Source organism: Coprothermobacter sp., from assembly GCA_013824685.1.
Classification (GTDB): Bacteria; Caldisericota; Caldisericia; order Cryosericales; family Cryosericaceae; genus Cryosericum.
Map to the genome: position 1 here is coordinate 74,511 of PNOG01000008.1, position 19,034 is coordinate 93,544.

Annotated in this window: 14 protein-coding genes and 1 riboswitch; of the genes, 10 read left to right on the plus strand and 4 right to left on the minus strand. The window is 59.5% G+C overall.

The features are described from left to right. Positions 1-9: 9 nt before the first annotated feature. Entirely contained in the window at positions 10-3,324 is a 3,315-nt protein-coding gene (locus tag C0398_02345; GenBank protein ID MBA4364830.1) for a hypothetical protein, read from the minus strand. Positions 3,325-3,446: 122 nt separating this feature from the next. Beyond that, a riboswitch (molybdenum cofactor riboswitch) is annotated at positions 3,447-3,564 on the plus strand. On the opposite strand from C0398_02345, the gene C0398_02350 reads away from it, so the two are divergent. The 8 genes from C0398_02350 to C0398_02385 all read left to right on the plus strand — a co-directional run bounded on the left by C0398_02350 (position 3,554) and on the right by C0398_02385 (position 10,525). After that, positions 3,554-5,365: a hypothetical protein gene (locus tag C0398_02350; protein MBA4364831.1), complete on the plus strand. Its 1,812-nt coding sequence runs from the start codon at positions 3,554-3,556 to the stop codon at positions 5,363-5,365. (Overlaps the previous riboswitch by 11 nt.) 26 nt (positions 5,366-5,391) lie before the next feature. Beyond that, positions 5,392-6,111: a tungstate transporter permease gene (locus C0398_02355; GenBank protein ID MBA4364832.1), complete on the plus strand. Its 720-nt coding sequence runs from the start codon at positions 5,392-5,394 to the stop codon at positions 6,109-6,111. Further along, entirely contained in the window at positions 6,092-6,877 is a 786-nt protein-coding gene (locus C0398_02360; GenBank protein ID MBA4364833.1) for a phosphate ABC transporter ATP-binding protein, read from the plus strand. The genes C0398_02355 and C0398_02360 overlap by 20 nt, the downstream gene beginning before the upstream one ends. A 44-nt stretch (positions 6,878-6,921) precedes the next feature. Continuing rightward, positions 6,922-8,151, plus strand: a complete 1,230-nt coding sequence (locus C0398_02365; GenBank protein ID MBA4364834.1) for a molybdopterin molybdochelatase — start codon at positions 6,922-6,924, stop codon at positions 8,149-8,151. Continuing rightward, complete coding sequence (moaA, locus tag C0398_02370) at positions 8,151-9,116, plus strand: GTP 3',8-cyclase MoaA (GenBank protein MBA4364835.1); 966 nt, start codon at positions 8,151-8,153, stop codon at positions 9,114-9,116. The genes C0398_02365 and moaA overlap by 1 nt, the downstream gene beginning before the upstream one ends. Before the next feature lies 1 nt (position 9,117). Continuing rightward, positions 9,118-9,600 (plus strand): cyclic pyranopterin monophosphate synthase MoaC, encoded by a 483-nt coding sequence (moaC, locus tag C0398_02375; protein ID MBA4364836.1) that lies wholly within the window; start codon positions 9,118-9,120, stop codon positions 9,598-9,600. Beyond that, positions 9,597-10,052: an MOSC domain-containing protein gene (locus tag C0398_02380; GenBank protein MBA4364837.1), complete on the plus strand. Its 456-nt coding sequence runs from the start codon at positions 9,597-9,599 to the stop codon at positions 10,050-10,052. Before moaC ends, C0398_02380 begins: the two co-directional genes overlap by 4 nt. Beyond that, positions 10,049-10,525, plus strand: a complete 477-nt coding sequence (locus tag C0398_02385; protein ID MBA4364838.1) for a molybdenum cofactor biosynthesis protein — start codon at positions 10,049-10,051, stop codon at positions 10,523-10,525. The genes C0398_02380 and C0398_02385 overlap by 4 nt, the downstream gene beginning before the upstream one ends. 75 nt (positions 10,526-10,600) lie before the next feature. Here the strand turns inward: C0398_02385 and C0398_02390 are convergent, their stop codons facing one another. From C0398_02390 to C0398_02400, 3 genes are all read right to left on the minus strand, one after another. Then, complete coding sequence (locus tag C0398_02390) at positions 10,601-13,147, minus strand: hypothetical protein (protein MBA4364839.1); 2,547 nt, start codon at positions 13,145-13,147, stop codon at positions 10,601-10,603. Positions 13,148-13,204: 57 nt separating this feature from the next. Beyond that, positions 13,205-13,876 (minus strand): hypothetical protein, encoded by a 672-nt coding sequence (locus C0398_02395; protein ID MBA4364840.1) that lies wholly within the window; start codon positions 13,874-13,876, stop codon positions 13,205-13,207. 205 nt (positions 13,877-14,081) lie between these two features. Beyond that, entirely contained in the window at positions 14,082-14,936 is an 855-nt protein-coding gene (locus tag C0398_02400; protein MBA4364841.1) for a ribonuclease, read from the minus strand. A gap of 143 nt (positions 14,937-15,079) precedes the next feature. On the opposite strand from C0398_02400, the gene C0398_02405 reads away from it, so the two are divergent. Continuing rightward, entirely contained in the window at positions 15,080-18,124 is a 3,045-nt protein-coding gene (locus tag C0398_02405; protein MBA4364842.1) for a restriction endonuclease subunit M, read from the plus strand. Continuing rightward, a complete protein-coding gene (locus C0398_02410) occupies positions 18,124-18,993 on the plus strand; it encodes a hypothetical protein (protein ID MBA4364843.1) in 870 nt (289 codons plus the stop codon). Before C0398_02405 ends, C0398_02410 begins: the two co-directional genes overlap by 1 nt. The last annotated feature ends 41 nt before the right edge of the window (positions 18,994-19,034 follow it).

The following is a 19,034-nucleotide window of genomic DNA, read 5'->3' on the forward strand; positions in this document are numbered from 1 at the left end:
TGCCGTCTCCTAGGGGTACACGTCGCCATAGTGCTGGCGCAGGATCTGCAGGTCGGCACCGTCTATGCGACCATCACCGTTGAGGTCTGCCGTGTTGTCGTACCGTCTGTCCCCGGCCTTCGAGCCATACGCACGGGCGAGAGCGACCATGTCACCGAGGTCCACGCGCTTGTTGCCGTCGATGTCCCAGACGTTGCCTCCCGACCGCAGCGTGACGGCCAGCGACCGGGCGATCGTCTCTGTCGTTCCACTGCCGTTCGTCGCCAGAGGCTTCCCAATCCACAATTCCGTGGAGCCACTGTGCAGGACAGTGAATGTGACCGTACACACACTGCCGCGCCCCTGGACCTGGCCCGTCCTTGTTACCCCGTCGACCGCGATGCTGCCTCCCGAAGCGTCGACAGTGGAAACGAAACTCGACGGGGCCTTTCCCCCCTGGTTCAGGAAGTCGCCCTCCTGCACTGACTTCATCGAAAGGTAGTAGGGTTCGAACTGCACAGCAGCCGAAATGCCTGAGACACTCGTCGTGGTGTCGGCGGTCAGGCTGACCGTCACGTCTTCGCCCTCGCGCAGACTCCCGCCCACGATGTTCAGGCTGAGCGCCGGAACGCCTGCCACGCCCGTGACACGAATGGGCGCCGACTGATACGCCGCCTCGGAGATCTCCAGGTTCGCCGGATCATTGTTGCTCTCGACGACCGACGTCCTCAGAAGATAGTCTCCGTCGGTCAGGAAGAGATTGCCGTGAACGTCCCGACCGTCCCAGGTAAATCCATGGTCACCCACAAGCAACAGCGACCTGCGGTACACGGTCCCGAGGGTTGTCGTGCCATCTGTACCCGTGACCGTTGCCACGACCTGCGAGGCAAAGCTGGAACCCTGAGGCTCGTCTCCTGTCTCGACGGCAGGCCGCACCCCACCGTAGCCAATGTTAAACCGGACGTCCACCGTACCACCGGGCGCCACCAGGGTTGCCGTGCTCGTATGCATCCCGCTCAGCTGTTCAGGAACTTCAACGCTCGCGCGCCAGAAGATGTAGGGCACATGCAGTATTCCACTGGCCGACTGCAGGGTGATCATCCCCTCGTGTGGCCCGTCTGCGACAGTGGCCGGGTCCACGGTCGTGGTCACGGTAATCTGTGCCGTTCCGCCGGGAGCGACGACGATGGATGACGGAGCGACGGTCACCTCCACGCCTGCACGCGCGTCCATCGTCCAACCGAACGAAGGCGAGAAGGTGACACTGCCGCCTGAGAGGCTGCGGAGCTTGATCGTCGTCGCAGTGGCAACGCTGTCATCGTTGACCAGAATGGCGCCTGTCTGGAACGTCGCCTTCCCGTCGGAGGCGGCTATCCCAGCCACGGCTGGGGCGTCGATGGCAGCCGGTACGTCGACCCGGCCGGCTCCCTGAAGTGTCCACGTGATAACCTCGTCGTTCTGCCAGTTGCGCAGGACATCCGACGTGTTCATCAGCGCCAGTTTGACCGTCTCCGGCGTCCAGTCGGGACGAGCAGCCTTAATCAGCGCGACGGCTCCGGCCACCCCTGGCGAAGCCATCGACGTGCCGTCCAGCTTGGCATACTCGCCACTTGGAAACGTCGAATTCACAGTGACGCCAGGAGCAGACACCTCCGGCTTGAAGTGAAAATCCTCAGTGGGGCCCATCGAGCTGAAGTCTGCAAGCGTCCCCAGGTTGCTCCGCGTTCCAAACCGGACTACCAGCCCTCTCATTGTCAGCATCTTCAGGTCTAGTCCTGCATCCTGCGTGATGCCGATGCAGGGCACATAGTCCTTGCTCTCGTCGCCGGCCGCTACCCTGAGCGTCATCCCCAGGACACCAGGGCTGTGATTATAGATGATGACGCCGGCTGCTCCGGCTGCCTGTGCATTAAGGACCTTGTCACGGAAGTAGATCCCGCCTGTCCCGATGGGACCCCGCTCGACAAGCGCGACCTTGCCCTTGACGTTCACGGCAGCGAAATCTGCCTTCGACCCGTACCCGGCATCCACGATGCTGTACGTAGAACCTTCCTTGAACTCCGGGGCGATGTCGGCATAGCCACCCATGATATTGTCCAGCCCCGTTCCGGTCGGCGTCACAACCTCCACGACTGGATAGGGGCCGTCGTTGGAGGCGGCTACCGCGATGGCGTTGAGCGCCGTCGCCGGCGAACCCAGGGGCCAGTTGGTCTCAGGATTGCGCGGGCCGGAGTTGCCTGTCGCTGCGACCACTACGACACCCGCCTTGACCGCGTTGTTGATGGCCTCGTTCTCGGGCGTATCGGCGGTCCCTCCGGACATGCCCAGGGACAGGTTGACGACCGTGCAGCGGTCACGCACAGAGCGGTCAAGTGCAGCGATGATGTCCCCATCGGCAGCCCCTCCTCCCTGGTCGCTGAACACCTTGTAAGCATAGAGCTTCGCCTTTGGCGCGACGCCCTGCACCTTGCCGTCCGCGGCGGCAATGCCCGCGACGTGTGTGCCGTGACCCTGGTTGTCCATGGGGTTGCCGTCGCCGTCGGCGAAGTCGTATCCTCCTACAACCTTCGCGTTGGGGAACCTGGCTCCGCCAAGGTCCGGATGCATATAGTCGATACCGGTGTCGATGATGCCGATGGTCGCGCCGGTTCCGTCGAGTTTCTTCCCGCCCGCCGAGGTACGGTCCCACAATGCCTGATCCACTCCGATGGCGGCATTTGTGTCATCGTCCAGGACCTGAGCCCGTCGAGATTCATAGACAAATGAAACGTGGCTCGTCCCCACAACCGCCGCGAGGTCACACCCCGCAACGCTCAGTGCAAGACCGTTGAACGTCACGCTCAGCCGCTGCTTGACTGTATACCCGACACCCTGTGCCGTCAGCGACGCCAGAAACGTAATTTGCTCCTGCGAGATCGCTGCCTCCGATGCGTGCGCGGCCACGGTGTCCAGCCACCCTTTCACCTCTGCGTCCTGGACTCTGCCGACCAGCGGAAGACCCTGCATGCGGACGATGACGTCCTGTAACGATGGCGACGACCCGACACGGGCCAGAAAGGCAACGTCGATCGTGGGCAGATTCAATGCGCCCCGCGCGGGCTTCCCTGGCAGCGCGCACCCCAGGAGCAGAGCCACCGCTACCACGATTCTCAGACACCATTGCAGTCGCCTCGTCATTGTTTTCCTCCTGCGCCGCCGGCGGGCCGCATGCTCAACCCGCGCAGAGGCAGATGTGTTGGGTATACCGCCAAACCGCCTCAAGGTCAATGAAGACAGAAACTCACAGTTCCTGTCTTCCCCGCAAGAGCAGGGATCACAGCGCGTGACAAGGATGGATTCCCGCATACGCGGGAATGACAGACAGAGGAGAAAGACTCTCGTACGGGCGGAGTGGAGGAAGGAGTTCCCCTCGATTTCTTGCCATACTGGTGCAGAAGTCTATACTACTATTCTCTGCAGCACCACCGCAGAGAACAATTCTTCGAGCTGTCCGACCTTCGGCGCAAGCCATGGCGTACAGCCGGCAGGGTACGGCGGGAAACGGCCGTGCCTCCCATTGTGGAAAGGAGAAACAATGAACCGAGGTCTGTCACGTCTGCTGGTCCGCCGTATCTGTGCGGTGGTGCTCATGCTCGCATTCCTGTCTATGGCGTCCGTCCGTCCAGCGCACGCCGCGTCACTCTCCGACATCATCGGACGTCCCGACCAAGCCGTCATCGAGCAGGTCGTCGCCAAAGGCTTCATGAAGGGCTACCCGGACGGGACGTTCCGTCCCAATGCTCCGGTCACCCGTGCCGAGTTCATCGTGGCCCTTGCGCGCTCCGCAGGGCTCGACCCCGTGCAGTCGCCCACCACAACGCTCAAGGACCTGCCCACAGGCAACTGGGCTGCTCCTCTGGTCTACGCTGCCGTGGCCAAGAGTTGGGTCTCCGGGTACCCGGACGGGACCTTCCACCCCACGGCCAACATCACCCGTGAGGAATCGATGGTCATCGTCGCACGTCGCATGGGCTTCGAGACACGTGGCATGGCGACGCACACGGTCCTGGATAAGGTCGCGGGCTCGGAGGACCTTTCTCAATGGGCCCGGACAGCCACGGCCGCGTGTGTGCAGGAGGGCATGGTCACCGACGTGGCCAAGCCGACCACTGCTATCACGCGTGCTCAGACTGCTGCCTACTTCCCTGTCATCCTCGACTACAAGGAACCCACAACACAGTCGATGGTGCTCGCCACGACGACCTCCACCTTCGATTCCGGACTCCTGACCTTCCTCGTTCCCCTCTTCGAGAAGTCCAACCACGTGAAGGTCAAGATCATCTCCGTTGGCACCGGTCAGGCCATCACCACTGGGCGCAAGGGCGATGCAGACGTCCTGCTCGTGCACGCGCGCGCCCAGGAAGACCTGTTCATGGCCGACGGCTTCGGCCTCTTCCGCAAGGACGTCATGTACAACGACTTCATTATCGTGGGACCGGCAAGTGACCCTGCGAAGATCAACGGCATGACCGACGCCACCGCGGCCTTCAAGAAGCTCGCCGCTTCCAGCTCGACCTTCATCAGCCGCGGCGACAAATCTGGTACCAACACCAAGGAGCTCGACATCTGGAAGGCAGCGGGCATCACGCCTGCGGGCAAGTCCTGGTATCTCAGCGCCGGACAGGGCATGGGTGAAGTCCTCATGATGGCCGACCAGAAGCAGGCGTACACGTTGACCGACCGAGCCACCTACCTTGCGTATCAGAACGGCGGCAAGATCCAGCTGCCGATCCTCGTCCAGGGGTCCCAGGGACTACTCAATCCCTACGGCCTCATGCCCGTCAACCCCGCCAAGTACCCACAGGTCAAGGTGGACCTCGCCGTTCGATTCGCTGACTTCATGACCGGCCTGCCCGGTCAGGAACTTATCAAGAGCTTCGGCATCGAGCAATACGGACAGACCCTCTTCTTCCCGGACTCCACTGAGTGGAAGGCTACGCGCAGCCTCGACATCGTGCTCCCCAGCGGCAAGGCGGTCATCTACCACCTGAACGACGTCCGCAAGTTCCCCGTCACGACGGTCAAGATCTACCCACAGAACAACCAGTCGCTCACGCCGGTTCTCTATGGCGGTGTCCAGCTCATCGACATCCTGAAGGTCATCTCGCCTGATCTTGCGGCCGCCAGGCGCCTGACGGTCGTCGCCACGGCCACCGACGGCAGCCGCGTGACACTGGACTATGACGACATCTACAACGCACGCACCGGTACCAGGATCACCGTCGCCTACCTGAAGAACGGTGCAACACTCTCGACCGACGACGGCTTCATGGCGCTCATGACGACGAAGGGCGCGTTCCTGGTAAACAGCCTCAAGTACGTGTACCGGCTCGAGATCCACAAGTAGCATGCAGACGACGCGGAGGGACAGCGATGGGTGATATCGGCCGGGGCTTCGCGCAGGCCGTTCGGCTCATCCTCTCCCTGGACCCCGGAACGTACGAGGCCCTGGGGACGTCCCTCCGCGTCACCATGAGCGCCCTGTTCTGGTCAGCACTGGCAGGGTTCCCTCTCGGCATCCTGCTCGCATTCGCCCACTTCCGGGGCAAGCAGGGCGTCATGAACGTCGTCTACACCCTGATGGGGTTCCCGCCGGTGGTGGCGGGCCTCCTGGTGTACCTCCTGTTCTCCCGCAGCGGCCCCCTCGGGCCGCTGGAACTGCTTTACACCCCGACAGCGATGGTGGTCGCTCAGATCGCGCTGGCTCTCCCGGTCATCGTGGGCCTGTCAGTCCTTGGACTGCGCGGTGCCGACAAGGGCGTCTTCGACCTCGCGCTCACGCTTGGAGCCACACGCCCACAGGCGTCCATCGCGCTGGTGCGCGAGGCACGCCTGGCTATCCTAGGCGCCGTCATCACGGCGTTTGGCAACGCCATCAGCGAGGTCGGGGCAGCCATGCTGGTGGGCGGCAACATCCAAGGGGCAACCCGTACGCTTACCACGGCACTCGTCCTCGAGACCCGTCAGGGGAGCTTCGATCGCGCCATCGCGCTTGGCATCATCCTGCTCCTCGTCTCCTTTCTCGTCAACATCGTCCTGTCCCACCTGGGCGAGGGAACATCGGAGGCCGGCAATGTCCGCCACCTCGACTGACCTCATCACAGCGCGAGGCGTGCGCAAGCACTTCGGTGCCAGGGAGATCCTGCGGAGTATCGACCTCAGCGTTCCCGCCGGCAGCATCACCGTCATCCTCGGCACGAACGGCGCCGGCAAGACGACCCTCCTGCGCATCCTGGGGTTGCTGGAACCTGCCGACGAAGGTACCATCGCCTACGACGGCATTGTCCTTGGTGTGTCGACCGTCACATACGGCTCCTCGACCAGGAGTCCAGCTCAGGACCAGCGCTACCTGCCCCTGCGACGCCAGATGCTACTCGCGTTTCAACACCCGGCGGTCTTCAGCGGCTCGGTCCTCAGCAACGTGACGTACGGGCTGCAGCTGCGCGGTATGAGTCGAGCCGAGGCAGAAGAACGCTCGATGTCCGCTCTGCGCGACGCCGGCATTGCAGAGCGAGCCCGCCAGCATGCATCGTCGCTCTCCGGCGGCGAAGCAGCACGCCTGTCGGTGGCACGCGCCCTCGCCCTGCAGCCACGCCTGCTCTTCCTCGACGAGCCGTCTGCCAGCCTGGACCCCTACGGCACAAAGCTGCTCGAAGACCTGCTGCTGCACATGAGGGACGACTTGGGCATGACGGCCGTCATCGTAACGCAGGACATCTTTGAAGCGCGTCGTGTTGCCGACCAGGTAGCGTTCCTGCACGAGGGACGTATCATTGAACAGGCGCTGCGCGACGACTTCTTCAGTCATCCACGCGACGACCGGACCCGCCGCTTCGTTGCGGGCGAACTGCTTGTGTAACAGGGGACAGCCCTCATTGTTGTAACATCTGCCACGGAGGAATCATGCTGGACATCAAGGAAGCGCTGAAGGCGATATTGGACCACGCAACGCCGCTGACACCGGTCACCATGCCGCTCGACGAGGCTGCGGGACTGGTGCTTGCAGAGGATGTGATCGCACACGGGAACGTGCCTCCCTTCGCCAACTCCGCCATGGACGGGTTCGCCGTCCTCGCCGCCGACATTCAGCAGGCATCCGAAGCCACGCCTGTCCGCCTGCACATCCTGGAAGACGTCCCTGCCGGCAGTGTTGCGACGCAGCCGGTCCGCCCCGGCACCGCCATCCGTATCATGACAGGCGCGCCCCTCCCCACAGGCGCCGACACCGTCGTCCACGTCGAGGTGACCCGCGCAGAGGGTGATGACGTGCTCATTCTCCTGGCGCTCAAGAACGGCGTCAATGTGCGCAAGGCGGGCGAAGACATGAAAGACGGCGGCATCGTCCTCACAGCCGGGACAGTCCTTCGTCCGGGCGAAGTCGGCGTGTGCGCTGCAGCCGGCCATGCCACGGTCATGGTTCACCCACGCGCCCGCGTTGCCATCCTGACCACTGGTAGCGAGCTGGTCGATGCCGCCGAGACGCCCGGACCGGGACAGATCCGCGACGCCAACGCCCACTCGCTGCGCGCGCAAGTCGCCGCAATGGGTGCAGAACCAGTCGTCTTCGCCCGCGTGCCCGACACCCGTGCGGCCGTGAGGTCTGCGCTCGAACAGGCACTCGAACAGGCTGACATCGTGCTTACCAACGGCGGCATCTCAGTCGGCGCCTACGATTTCGTGAAGGAAGTCCTGCAGGAGATGGGTGCAGAACTGGTCTTCTGGCGCGTCAAACAGAAGCCCGGCAAGCCGATGGCCTTCTGGACCCTGGGCTCCAGGCGTATTGTAGGGCTGCCCGGCAACCCCGTATCCTGCATGGTCTGCACGGAGGAATACGTGCGCCCCCTGGTACGCCGCATGATGGGCCATGTCCTGCTCCACCGCCCTGTCCGCACGGCCGTTCTCGACGAACGGTACGCAAAGGGCGCCGACGCGGGACGTACCCATTTCGTGCGGGTCCGCCCGCAGGACCGCGACGGAGTCCTCCACGCCACCCTGACCGGTCCCCAGGGGTCCGGCATCCTCACGTCCATGGCGCTTGCCACCGGCATCGCCATCATCCCCGAGGATACACCTGTCGTCGAAGCCGGCCAGACCATTCATGTTCAGCTCACCGACTTGCCCGAGGACCACTGATGCAGGACCGCTTCGGACGTACCATCGACTACATCCGCATCTCCGTCACCGACCGCTGCAATCTGCGGTGCCGCTACTGCATGCCGGAAGAGGGTGTGCCCATGCTGAAGCACGAGGATATCCTGCGCTTCGAGGAGATCGTCGCCTTCATGCGCGTCGCTGTCTCTGAGGGCATCGTCAAGGTGCGTCTCACCGGCGGCGACCCGCTGTGCCGCCTCGGCATTCTAAATCTCGTGCACATGTTGCTCGCCGTCCCCGGCCTGCAGGACCTCTCGCTTACCACCAATGGTATCCTGCTGCCTCAGTTTGCCGCTGACCTCAAAGCGGCCGGCCTGAAACGCGTCAATATTGGCCTGCCCTCGCTGGACCCCACTGTCTACCCCCACCTTACGCGTGTCGGCTCACTGGACACCGCCCTCGCCGGCCTCAAAGCAGCCGTAGACACAGGATTCAGCCCCATCAAGCTCAACGTCGTGATCCTGCGTGGCGTCAACGACGACCTGGCGCCGTACCTCGACCTCACCAGGCGCCTGCCCATCGAGGTCCGATTCATCGAGTACATGCCCATCGGCCCGCTGGGCGAGGACCACTACCTGGTACCCGCCGCCGAACTGCGACGCAAGCTGGAAGATCTAGCTCGTCTGGAGCCAGCCGACAAGCCTGACGGTAACGGTCCTGCACAGGAGTACAGTCGCATCCCCGGCGCACCCGGAACGGTGGCCGTCATCGCGCCGGTCACGGAGCATTTCTGCCCCACCTGCAACCGTCTGCGGCTGCTCGCCGACGGTCACCTGCGGCTATGCCTGTTTGGAGAGGACGAGATCGACATCCGGCCCGCCCTACGCCCCGTCGTCAACGAGGAGGCGCTGCGCGCACTGCTTGTGCGAGCGATGCAGCAGAAACCCGAGTGTATGCCGGAGACGGCCCGCAACTACGGCCGCGCCATGGGAAGCATAGGAGGATAGCATGGGAAGCAATGAACTGACACATCTGGACGACAAGGGCAACGCGCGCATGATAGACGTCGGCGGCAAGTTGGAGACAGCCCGGGAGGCCGTCGCCCGCTGCCGCGTCCTGCTGGCGCCCGCGACCTTCGAGCTGGTCAAGGCGGGCAACCTCAAGAAAGGCGACGTCCTGACCGTCGCGCAGGTCGCGGGCATCCAGGCCGCCAAGCGCACGTGGGAGTTGATCCCGCTGTGCCACCAAATCACCATGACATTCGTCGGCGTGACGCTGACACTCAACGAGCCTGATCATGCCATCGACATCGAAGCGACCGCCCGTACCAAGGCCGAGACCGGCGTCGAGATGGAAGCCCTGGTCGCCGCATCCACCGCCGCACTCACCGTCTACGACATGTGCAAGGCGGTCGAACGGGGCATCCGCATCACCGACCTGCGCCTCGTCCGCAAGAGCGGCGGTCAGTCGGGGCTGTGGGAGGGTGCATGAACCATCCCGTCGTGGTCTCGGTCAACATCTCCGAACAGAAGGGCACGCGCAAACACCCCCTGCAGGGTCCTGTCACCATCACCATGCTGGGCATGCAGGGCGACGCCCACGCAGGCGACTGGCACCGTCAACTTAGTCTGCTGGCGCAGGAGAGCATCGACAAGATGCAGGACCACGGCTTGGTGCTGCAGCCCGGCGACTTCGCCGAGAACATCACAACGCAAGGTCTGGACCTGCTGACTCTGCCGGTCGGGACACGTCTTCAGATCGGCACCGCTGTTACGGTGGAGGTCACCCAGATCGGCAAGGAATGCCACCTGGGCTGTGAGATCCGCAAGCTGGTCGGCGACTGCGTCATGCCCCGCGAGGGCATCTTCGCCCACGTCATCACGCCCGGCACAGTTCAGGCCGGCGACACTATCACCATCATCAGCAAAGGAGGAACCCCATGAAAGCAGCAGTTCTGACCATTAGCGACAGTTGCGCCGCAGGGACCCGCGTCGACGAGAGTGGCCCGTTCATCGCCGGACGCCTACAGGGTGCAGGCTGGACGATCGAGGAGATGACCATCGTTCCAGACGAACAGATGGAGATCGCTGAGATCCTCGAGAAGTGGGCGACCGATCATCACGTCGACGCCATCATCACCACGGGCGGCACGGGATTCTCACCCCGCGACGTCACCCCCGAGGCAACCCTGTCCGTCGTCGACCGCCGCGCACCTGGCATCAGTGAAGCCATTCGTCTCTACGGCCTCAACAAGGGCGTCCCGACCGCCTGCCTGTCCCGGGCCGAGGCCGGCCTCCGGGGCGCGACGCTCATCATCAACCTCCCTGGCAGCCTCAAGGCCGTCCAGGATGGTATGGACGTCCTCATCCCGCTGCTACCGCATGCCCTGGAGATGATCGCAGGGAAGGGACACTAGACATACCGCAAGAGTCTCTCGATATCTACCGTATGGGCACAAGTCTGATCGATCAGGCTTGTGCCTTGCCTATTGCTACTGCAAGCCGTAGTACGTCCTGGCTTGCGTTTCGACATTACTACCCAATTCGCGAGCTATCACAGTGTCGTATTGTTGTGTCTCGGAGAATACCTCGTTGTAGTACTTCAGTGGAAACATCTTCTTGATACTCGGTGCATAGGCAGTTCCATTCTCTGGGAGTTGATGTTCAGTTATTGTGTAGCCTTGTTGAGAGGGTGTGGCTATCAGCGTAATTGGACAGCTTATGCCAGTTCCAGCTACAAGTTTTCTATTTTCCGAACGATATTCCTGGCATAACGCCCAAAGGTATATGTACACCTTGTTGTTCTTCATCTCGCTCCCAAACAGGCTGTAAGCGCAGAACATCTTTCCACCAAGATTGGGTTGCAGGATATTGTTCTGCAGATAGACATAGACATCCTTCCCACTGATACCCGCTGGAAGCCTTACCCCGGTAGAGCCGTTCCCAGTGCTGTCAGTGATGACCAATTGCGAGCGCGAAAGGTCCTTCAAATCAAGATAGACAACACTGTCGTTTGCCTTTTCCTGCCGGTTGACAAAAGCTATCTCGTCGGTATCAAGAGTAATTTCACTTCTGACGTTCGCGCCCTTGATCAGGGTTCTGTCTCCTGACTTCCTGCTGAGCACGAAGATGTCTCCATTGTCAAGTCTGGCAACGAGGTAATCGTCAGAGGCAACAATGTAGTCGGAAATGTAGTCATTGCTTTCCGCTACGCCAACTTCTGTGAAGTCACCTGGCGTTGCTACTGGGGCAATCACGATCCTCTTGTTGAGTGCGTAAACTATCTTCCTGTCCGGCGTGATGGTATAGGTGCCAATAGATCTCGGGTCTGACGAATCTGTGTACTGATCAATGAAGACTGACTTAAGTGTGGTAGTCGACGGGTCGTAGAAATACACCTGATCCCTTGTGTCGCCATTGACCATGACCTCTGACGTATCGAACGCGACAGAATCGTTATCAAGCGAGCATATCTGACGTATCGAAAAGGACTGCACAGGAGGGGTGAAGACGTTTTCCTGTTTCCCATCCTTCAGGTTCGCCCGGATGAGTCTCGTTCCTCCCGCTCCGCTTCGAAAGCTGGTAGAATCGCCACTCGCCACCATGTCCTCACTCATGATGACCAGATACGCATAGTCACCCTGGAGAAGTGTTCGATCGAACACCGTGAAGACAGTGGTGTCGGGTGAGACTTCCTCACCCCAGTCGTAGTCAGGAAGCAACTTGATGAGTTCATTGGTCCTTCTGTTGATGGCAAAGCACTCGGAAGGAATCTCTCCAGGATCTTCCAACACCTTGAAAAGCACCCAACGGTCATTCATCTGCACATCCAGGATCCTTGCCCACTTCTTGCTGACACTCATTGAGTATTCCGTTCTTCCGCTCGTGACATCAGAAATGACAACATGATCGGTCGTTGCGCTGTTCGGGGCGTTTGGCTGGATCTTGCCTGTTCCCGTTGAATAGGCGACTTTCCCATTGCGGACCGCAACAGCGTCAATTGCAGAGAAGTTGCTTGCCACTTCTTTGAAATCCAGGGACACAAAGGTCAGAACTCTTGGCATGAGAAGTCTCTCTTCTTCCTGCTCGAATGCTATGGAAAGACCTTCGTCATATCCGAACTCTTTTGTTGTCCCATTCCACTTGTAGGCTTCGACGGTGATCTTCTCAGTCACCGCTGGATCCGAAGCGCTCTTGTCGATGGCGTATTGACAGATGACCCGATTGCCTTTGCCATCGTCTACGAAGTTCAACTTCACTTCATGCTGAGCAGAAGCACCTTTCCAGAAGAGCTTCGGCCACGACAGCGGCGCATTCTTGTCTCTGAAGTTGGCGGCACAAAGCTTCCCATCTTCCACCTGACAAATGGCATAGTATTCCGTGTAGGCTCCGCCTGTCTGCAGGTCGACAAGCGCTTCTGGGACAGAGTCGCCGTTCATATCTATGGTCTGGGCGATGAAGAGGTCTCCCCCTTCTCCGATGCCCGCAACATCGGAGAAGGCTCTCTTCAGCGTTACAGTCAATTCTGCAGGGTCATAAGAGGCGTAGACCCCATACGAAAGCAAGTCTATGAGCCAGGCGCCGTTCTTGGTCGTATTCCGCACCCACAACACTATGGGGGTCTTCCCGGCATTGCCTCCTTGAGTTACTTCCACACTCGTCATGAGGATGATGTTTCCTGTCACCTTGATCGTGTGGACGTCCAGCTTCTCCATGGAGACGATCTCGATCCTCTCGGGCCAGGGACTTGAGACAGACCGTCCGGGCGCTCCGGACGGATAGTGCATCAAATCCGACAGGAAGTGTGGACTCACAAATGGGGCATAGACTTGTTCTATCTCCTGACAAGCGACTTCCTCGGGAACGGACAAGGACACGTCCTTTAGTTTTGAGCCGAAGCCCTCAACAACCGAAGCCACCTGCGATCTCTCGTTCCTTCCGAGGAGACGAGGACCCACGAAATGTAGCAGAAGAGCGCCCGCCACTATCAAGACGACGATCGAAACAGTCAGGACACCGACCAGATCTCTCCTTCTCATCTCAATCCTCTATCCTGGCAGCGGCGACAACTGAATAGTTCCGTGATTTCGTTGTTTTCATCCTGTGCTCCTCCGTATTGACTTTGCTCTGTCTTTTGCCCATCCCCATGCTCGCTGTGGCAACACGACATACAACAGGCCCAGGACGCCCAACAGCCAGAAGACGGGCAGGGCAAGAAATGAGGGAGTGATGAGCATAAGGAGAAAACAAGGCAAAGCAGTCATGGAGGCAAAGGGGAATATCAGTGCCAGTAGGATATTGGATGAATCGATTAGATTCCATCTTCCATTGGAAATCGTCGAATAGGGAATACTGAGTATCTGTATCGGAGGAGATATCCGCGGGGATGGATCGGCTTGAGATCCTGTGTTCAGACTAGTGGACAGACAACTCCAGAGAGTCCCTTCGTGGGCTGCGGTAGCACAGAAGTAGAACCCTCCTCCCAGCAGGGTCATAAGCAGAAGAAAGGCGACGAACTTCCTGAGAAATGGTCGTGCAACAGGCAGATGCCGGATCGAAATGACCACGACGATGGCTGCAACGACCGAGGACACTACGGTCGCGAGCAATATGTCAATGGATACCCATGTGAAAGGGCCTGCCCACGACTCTTCAAGAATGAACCTTCTGGCAACGGCCCTGAATACCACATACAGCAGGCCCCACCAACCTACGACATTGCCAAGGATCAACCCTATCTTTGATGTACGTGCATCTTCGTTGTTCATGTCCCCTCCTTCGCACCTGAGTCTACGAGTGTCATGTCCCGCAGAACTTCGGGTTCCCAGCACCGTCAGCGCGCCATATCTCTACGGCTTCGCAGCGGAGATCATACCCTCCACCATGAGTATGACGTGATACCGGTGTTTTGACTAACCTGCAGGGGGAGAAGATCAGAGATGTCCGTGTACTTCTTCTTGGTCGCACATGATTCTAGAACCGTTTGAACTTCGGCTTTTCCCCTCCTGTCCTCGTAAACATGAGCGAGGCGTTCACTTCGGCACCCATCAAGATGCTGATACTGCTCAGGTACATCCACATAAGCAAGGCAATGATACCACCAAGGCTTCCGTATACCTTCGAGTAGCTCCCCAGATTGTTCGCGTAGTAGGAGAAGGCAAGAGAGACGGTCACCCAGCCAATCGATGCCACTACTGCCCCAGGTATGACTTCTCTGAGCTTCAGCCGACAGTTCGGGGCAACATGATAGAAGAACATGAACATGAGAGTGCTCGTGATCGTGACAATGGCGAGCCTGCCGTAGTTCCAGATGTCGAGAGACACATCCGAGAAGCCCAGGAGTTGAAAGATCCGTGTTCCCAGGATCCTGCCGAGAACGACAAGAACGAACGAAACCGCAATCACGACGGCAAGCTCAACCGTGAAGCCCAGCGAAATGGCCTTCATCCTCCAGAAGCGTCGCGTTTCTTCCTGATCATATGCCCTGTTTATGCCCCGCATTAGAGACGTAACGCCACTTGTTGACGACCACAGTGCAAAGAGCACGCCTAATGACAGCAGGGTTCCGCTTCTGTCCGCAATCGTCTCATTGACGATATCCCGCAGGATCTCATAGGCACTTGCAGGCATAAGCGCGGCAAGGACCTGCATGCTGTCCTGAACGTCGACGATCTGTACATAGGAAACCAGCGTCATCAGGAAGATGAGAAATGGGAACAGGGACAGGAGCAGAAAGAAGGCTACCTCTGCTCCTGTCGAAAGCACGTCATCATTCACAAACCTGGCATACAGGTCTTTGAGCAATCTCCAGGACTCTGTTTTCTTCATCGCATTGTCTCCGGGCCAGAATGATTACTATCTACCCGAAGTATAGCTGAATCCCGACATCTGCCTCTGAAACGTCGACATGGTCTGCCTGTTTCAGGTTGCACGCCCCTCGTTTGGTGTACAATACTAAATGAGGGGGCTTCATGGAGAACCCGCCGGACGAACTGGTCCATCTGATCGAGCGCTTCAAGGAACACCTGGAGCAGTACAAGGGTGTCTCGTACGATGAGGCCAACACACGTACTGACTTCATCGATCCCCTGTTTGAGCTGCTGGGCTGGGACGTCGCCAACCGAAACGGCTATGCCGAGCAGTACCGCGAGGTTATCCGCGAGGACAAGGTCAGCATCGAGGGCGGCACCAAAGCACCTGATTACTGCTTCCGCATCGGTGGCGTCCGCAAGTTCTTCGTGGAGGCCAAGAAACCGTCAGTCGATCTGCGCAACGACCCCAGTCCCGCCTACCAGTTGCGCCGCTACGCCTACTCGGCCAAGCTGCCGCTGTCGATCTTGACCGACTTCCAGGAATTCGCCGTCTACGACACGCGCATCAAGCCCGGCCCGAATGACAGCGCCTCCGTGGCACGCATCCAGTACTTCACCTTCGAGGACTATCCCGAGAAGTGGGCGTTCCTTACCGGTACCTTCTCGCGCGAAGCCATCCTTCACGGCGCCTTCGACAAGTATGTCGAGGACACGCGCAGCAAGCGTGGTACCAGTGAGGTCGACAAGGAGTTCCTGAGCCTCATCGACCAGTGGCGCGAGAAGCTGGCGCGCAACATCGCACTGCGCAACCGCGAACTGCCCCTGCATCAGCTCAACTTCGCTGTCCAGAAGACGATCGACCGCATCGTGTTCCTGCGCATCGCCGAGGACCGCGGCATCGACATCTATGGCACGCTGCACTCCCTGCTCAACGGCACGAACCAGTACACGCGCCTGCTGCAGCTCTTCACCCAGGCCGACGCACGGTACAACGGCGGTCTCTTCAACTTCGCCGAGGACATGCTGACGCCCGGCCTGACGGTCGACGACAACATCATCAAGGACATCGTCCGCAGCGTCTACTACCCGCAGAGTCCCTACGAGTTCTCGGTGCTGGACGTCGCCATCCTGGGCAACATCTATGAGCAGTTCCTGGGCAAAACCATTCGCCTCACCACGGAGCACCGTGTCAAAGTGGAGGAGAAGCCCGAAGTCAAGAAAGCCGGCGGCGTCTACTACACCCCCAGGGACATCGTGGAGTACATCGTGGACCATACCGTCGGGGAGGCACTCAAGGAGACGATCCCGTCCAAGGTCGAGCAGCTGCGTATCCTCGACCCCGCCTGCGGTTCCGGCAGCTTCCTGCTAGGATCATATGACAAGCTGCTCAGCTGGCACCTGGACTGGTACGCACAGGAGACGCACCGGGCTAAAGCGCTCAAAGACTACCGCATCATCGAGCCGCGCACAGGTGACTATCGCCTGACCATCGACGAGAAGCGCCGCATCCTGACCAACAACATCTACGGCGTGGATATCGACGACCAGGCGGTCGAGATCGCCAAGCTGTCGCTGACCCTGCGGTTGCTGGAGGGCGAGACCTCTGAGACCGCCGAGCTGTTCACCAGGGGTGGCCGCCAGCGCCTGCTCCCCAAGCTGGAGGCCAACATCAAGTGCGGCAACTCCCTCATCGGTCCCGACTTCTACAGCGACGCCGACGAAAGCCTCTTCATCAGTGACGACACCCGCTACCGCATCAACGCCTTCGACTGGAAGGGCACCTCCGGCTTCAAGCAAGTCTTTGATACCCGTGGCGGTTTCGACGTCGTGCTGGGCAACCCGCCGTATATCCGTATCCAGGCACTCAAGGAGTTCAACCCTGTCGAAGTCGAATACTACAAAGGGAAGTACCGTGCGGCAAGCAAGGGCAACTACGACCTGTATGCCGTATTCGTCGAGAAGGGCTTGAGCGTCCTGAATGATCACGGCCGCCTGGGCTACATCCTGCCACACAAGTTCTTCAACGCCCAATACGGCGAACCGCTGCGCAAGCTGATTGCAGACGGTGGTCATCTGCGGAGCATTGTCCATTTTGGGGACCAGCAGGTCTTTGACAACGCGACCACCTACACGTGCCTGCTCTTCCTTGATGCTCAACCACACGAGAGCTTTCACATCGCCAAGGTCACCGATCTTGCTGCATGGCGCCGCGACCGCTCCGCCACCGAGGGCGATCTTCTCGCGACCACGGCCACCTCAGCCGCATGGAACTTCACTGTCGGCAATGGAGCCGCCCTCTTCGAGAGGTTGAGTAAGATGCCGGTGAAGCTGGGGGACATAGCGCAGAAGATCGCTCAAGGCATTAGGACAAGCGCAAATGAAGTATACGTAGTGAACGTCCTGAGCGATGATGGCACCACGATGGTAGTGAAATCCAAGTTCCTGCAACGCAGCACGCAGATCGAGTCTGCCTCGACACTGCGTTTTGTCGAAGGAAAGGAGATTCGCAGGTACTCGATCAGTCCGACCGGCAAAGCGGTCATCGTTCCGTATCTAGTAGCCCATGGAAAGGCCGAGCTTCTCCCGTCAAAGCAACTCCAGCATGATTGGCCGCTTACCTACGCGTACCTGAACGAGGCCAAGAGTCACTTGCAGGGGCGCGAAGACAACAAGATGGCTGGCGATGACTGGTACGCATTCATCTACCCAAAGAACATCGAGGCGATGACAGCGGCGAAAATCATCGTCCCTGACATTGCATCAGGATCCTCCTTTGCGTGGGACTCGGAGGGAGCGTTCGCCCTTACCAGCGGCTACGCCATCACATTGAAGCGCGACTGTGAAGTAGCACCACTGTACGTCCTCGGCCTGCTCAACAGCTCGTTGATCGAAACATATTGGAAGCAAGTCAGTACCCCGATTCGAGGTGGCTTTTACAGATTCTTCAGCCAATTTCTGGCTCAGCTGCCAATCCGTCCTATCGACTTCGTTAAGCCTGCCGACAAGGCGATGCATGACGAGATGGTCCGCCTCGTCGACCAGATGCTGACGCTTCATCGTCAGCTCGCCGTCTCCGGCACCGACCGCGAGAAGTCCAGCCTTCAGCTCCAGATCACCGCCCTCGACCGCGCCATCGACTCCCTTGTCTTCCGCCTGTACGATCTGGGCGATTCCGACATAGCTGCACTCATCAGCAACCACTGATGAATCATTCCGAGCAGCAAGACCAGGATGACCTAGAGGTCTTCCAGGAATTTGCGCACAGTGAAGGCGGCCCCAGGTCGCACTGGGACTCTGTGGAGCATGGCGATGAGCACAAGGCAGTGCCAGACATGGTCTGCCGGTCAGCAGACGTTATCGCATACTACGAGTTGACTCAGGTTGACCCTAAGGAATTATACGACCTTGTGGCATGGTCCCAATCAGATCGACAGAATCCGTCCTCAAACCGACATTTGTTGACTTCGACGGAGTGGCCTTTGTTTCGCGCGAAGTATCGCGGCTATGTCCTCGACCTTGGCGAACCCGAGGAAAGTGTGCATCCACACAATGCTATCCAGCGGGTATTCAAGTACCTTCTGAAACGCGACCCCCGGATTGACTATCCTCAAGGTCCAGATGGTGAAACGCTCATACCATATGATGACATTACTCCCGACGGAGACCTTGATGTCTCGCTATATAGATTGCATCAAGGCAACCAGTATCTGAGTATCTGCCATCTCCCAGGCGTGTGTCTCTACCCGATGTCTTCTGTAGAAGATCCCGAGATTTGGCACGGAGCAGTCACGTCACGAAATCCTGCCGTCTCCCGGATTGCCGAGAAGTGCGAAAAACAATATCGCGACGAGTCCGGCCGAGAACCGCTTTGCCCCGAGCGCGCGCATCTGGTGCTATGGACCGACATCAGTGGATTCCTCGAAGAGACGACTGAATACCTGGAATCCAGTATTGGCCGCTCCGTCTGGGAGTCAGCTTTCGCCTCAGTCTGGTTGTTTGACCGGGTGCGCCAACGAATCGCCTGTCATATCCTTGGCCCCAGCAGCTCCGAGATACGGTCAGTTACCCCGTAGGACCCGTTGAGTTTCTCTGTATCCCCCTGCGCGTCTACTTG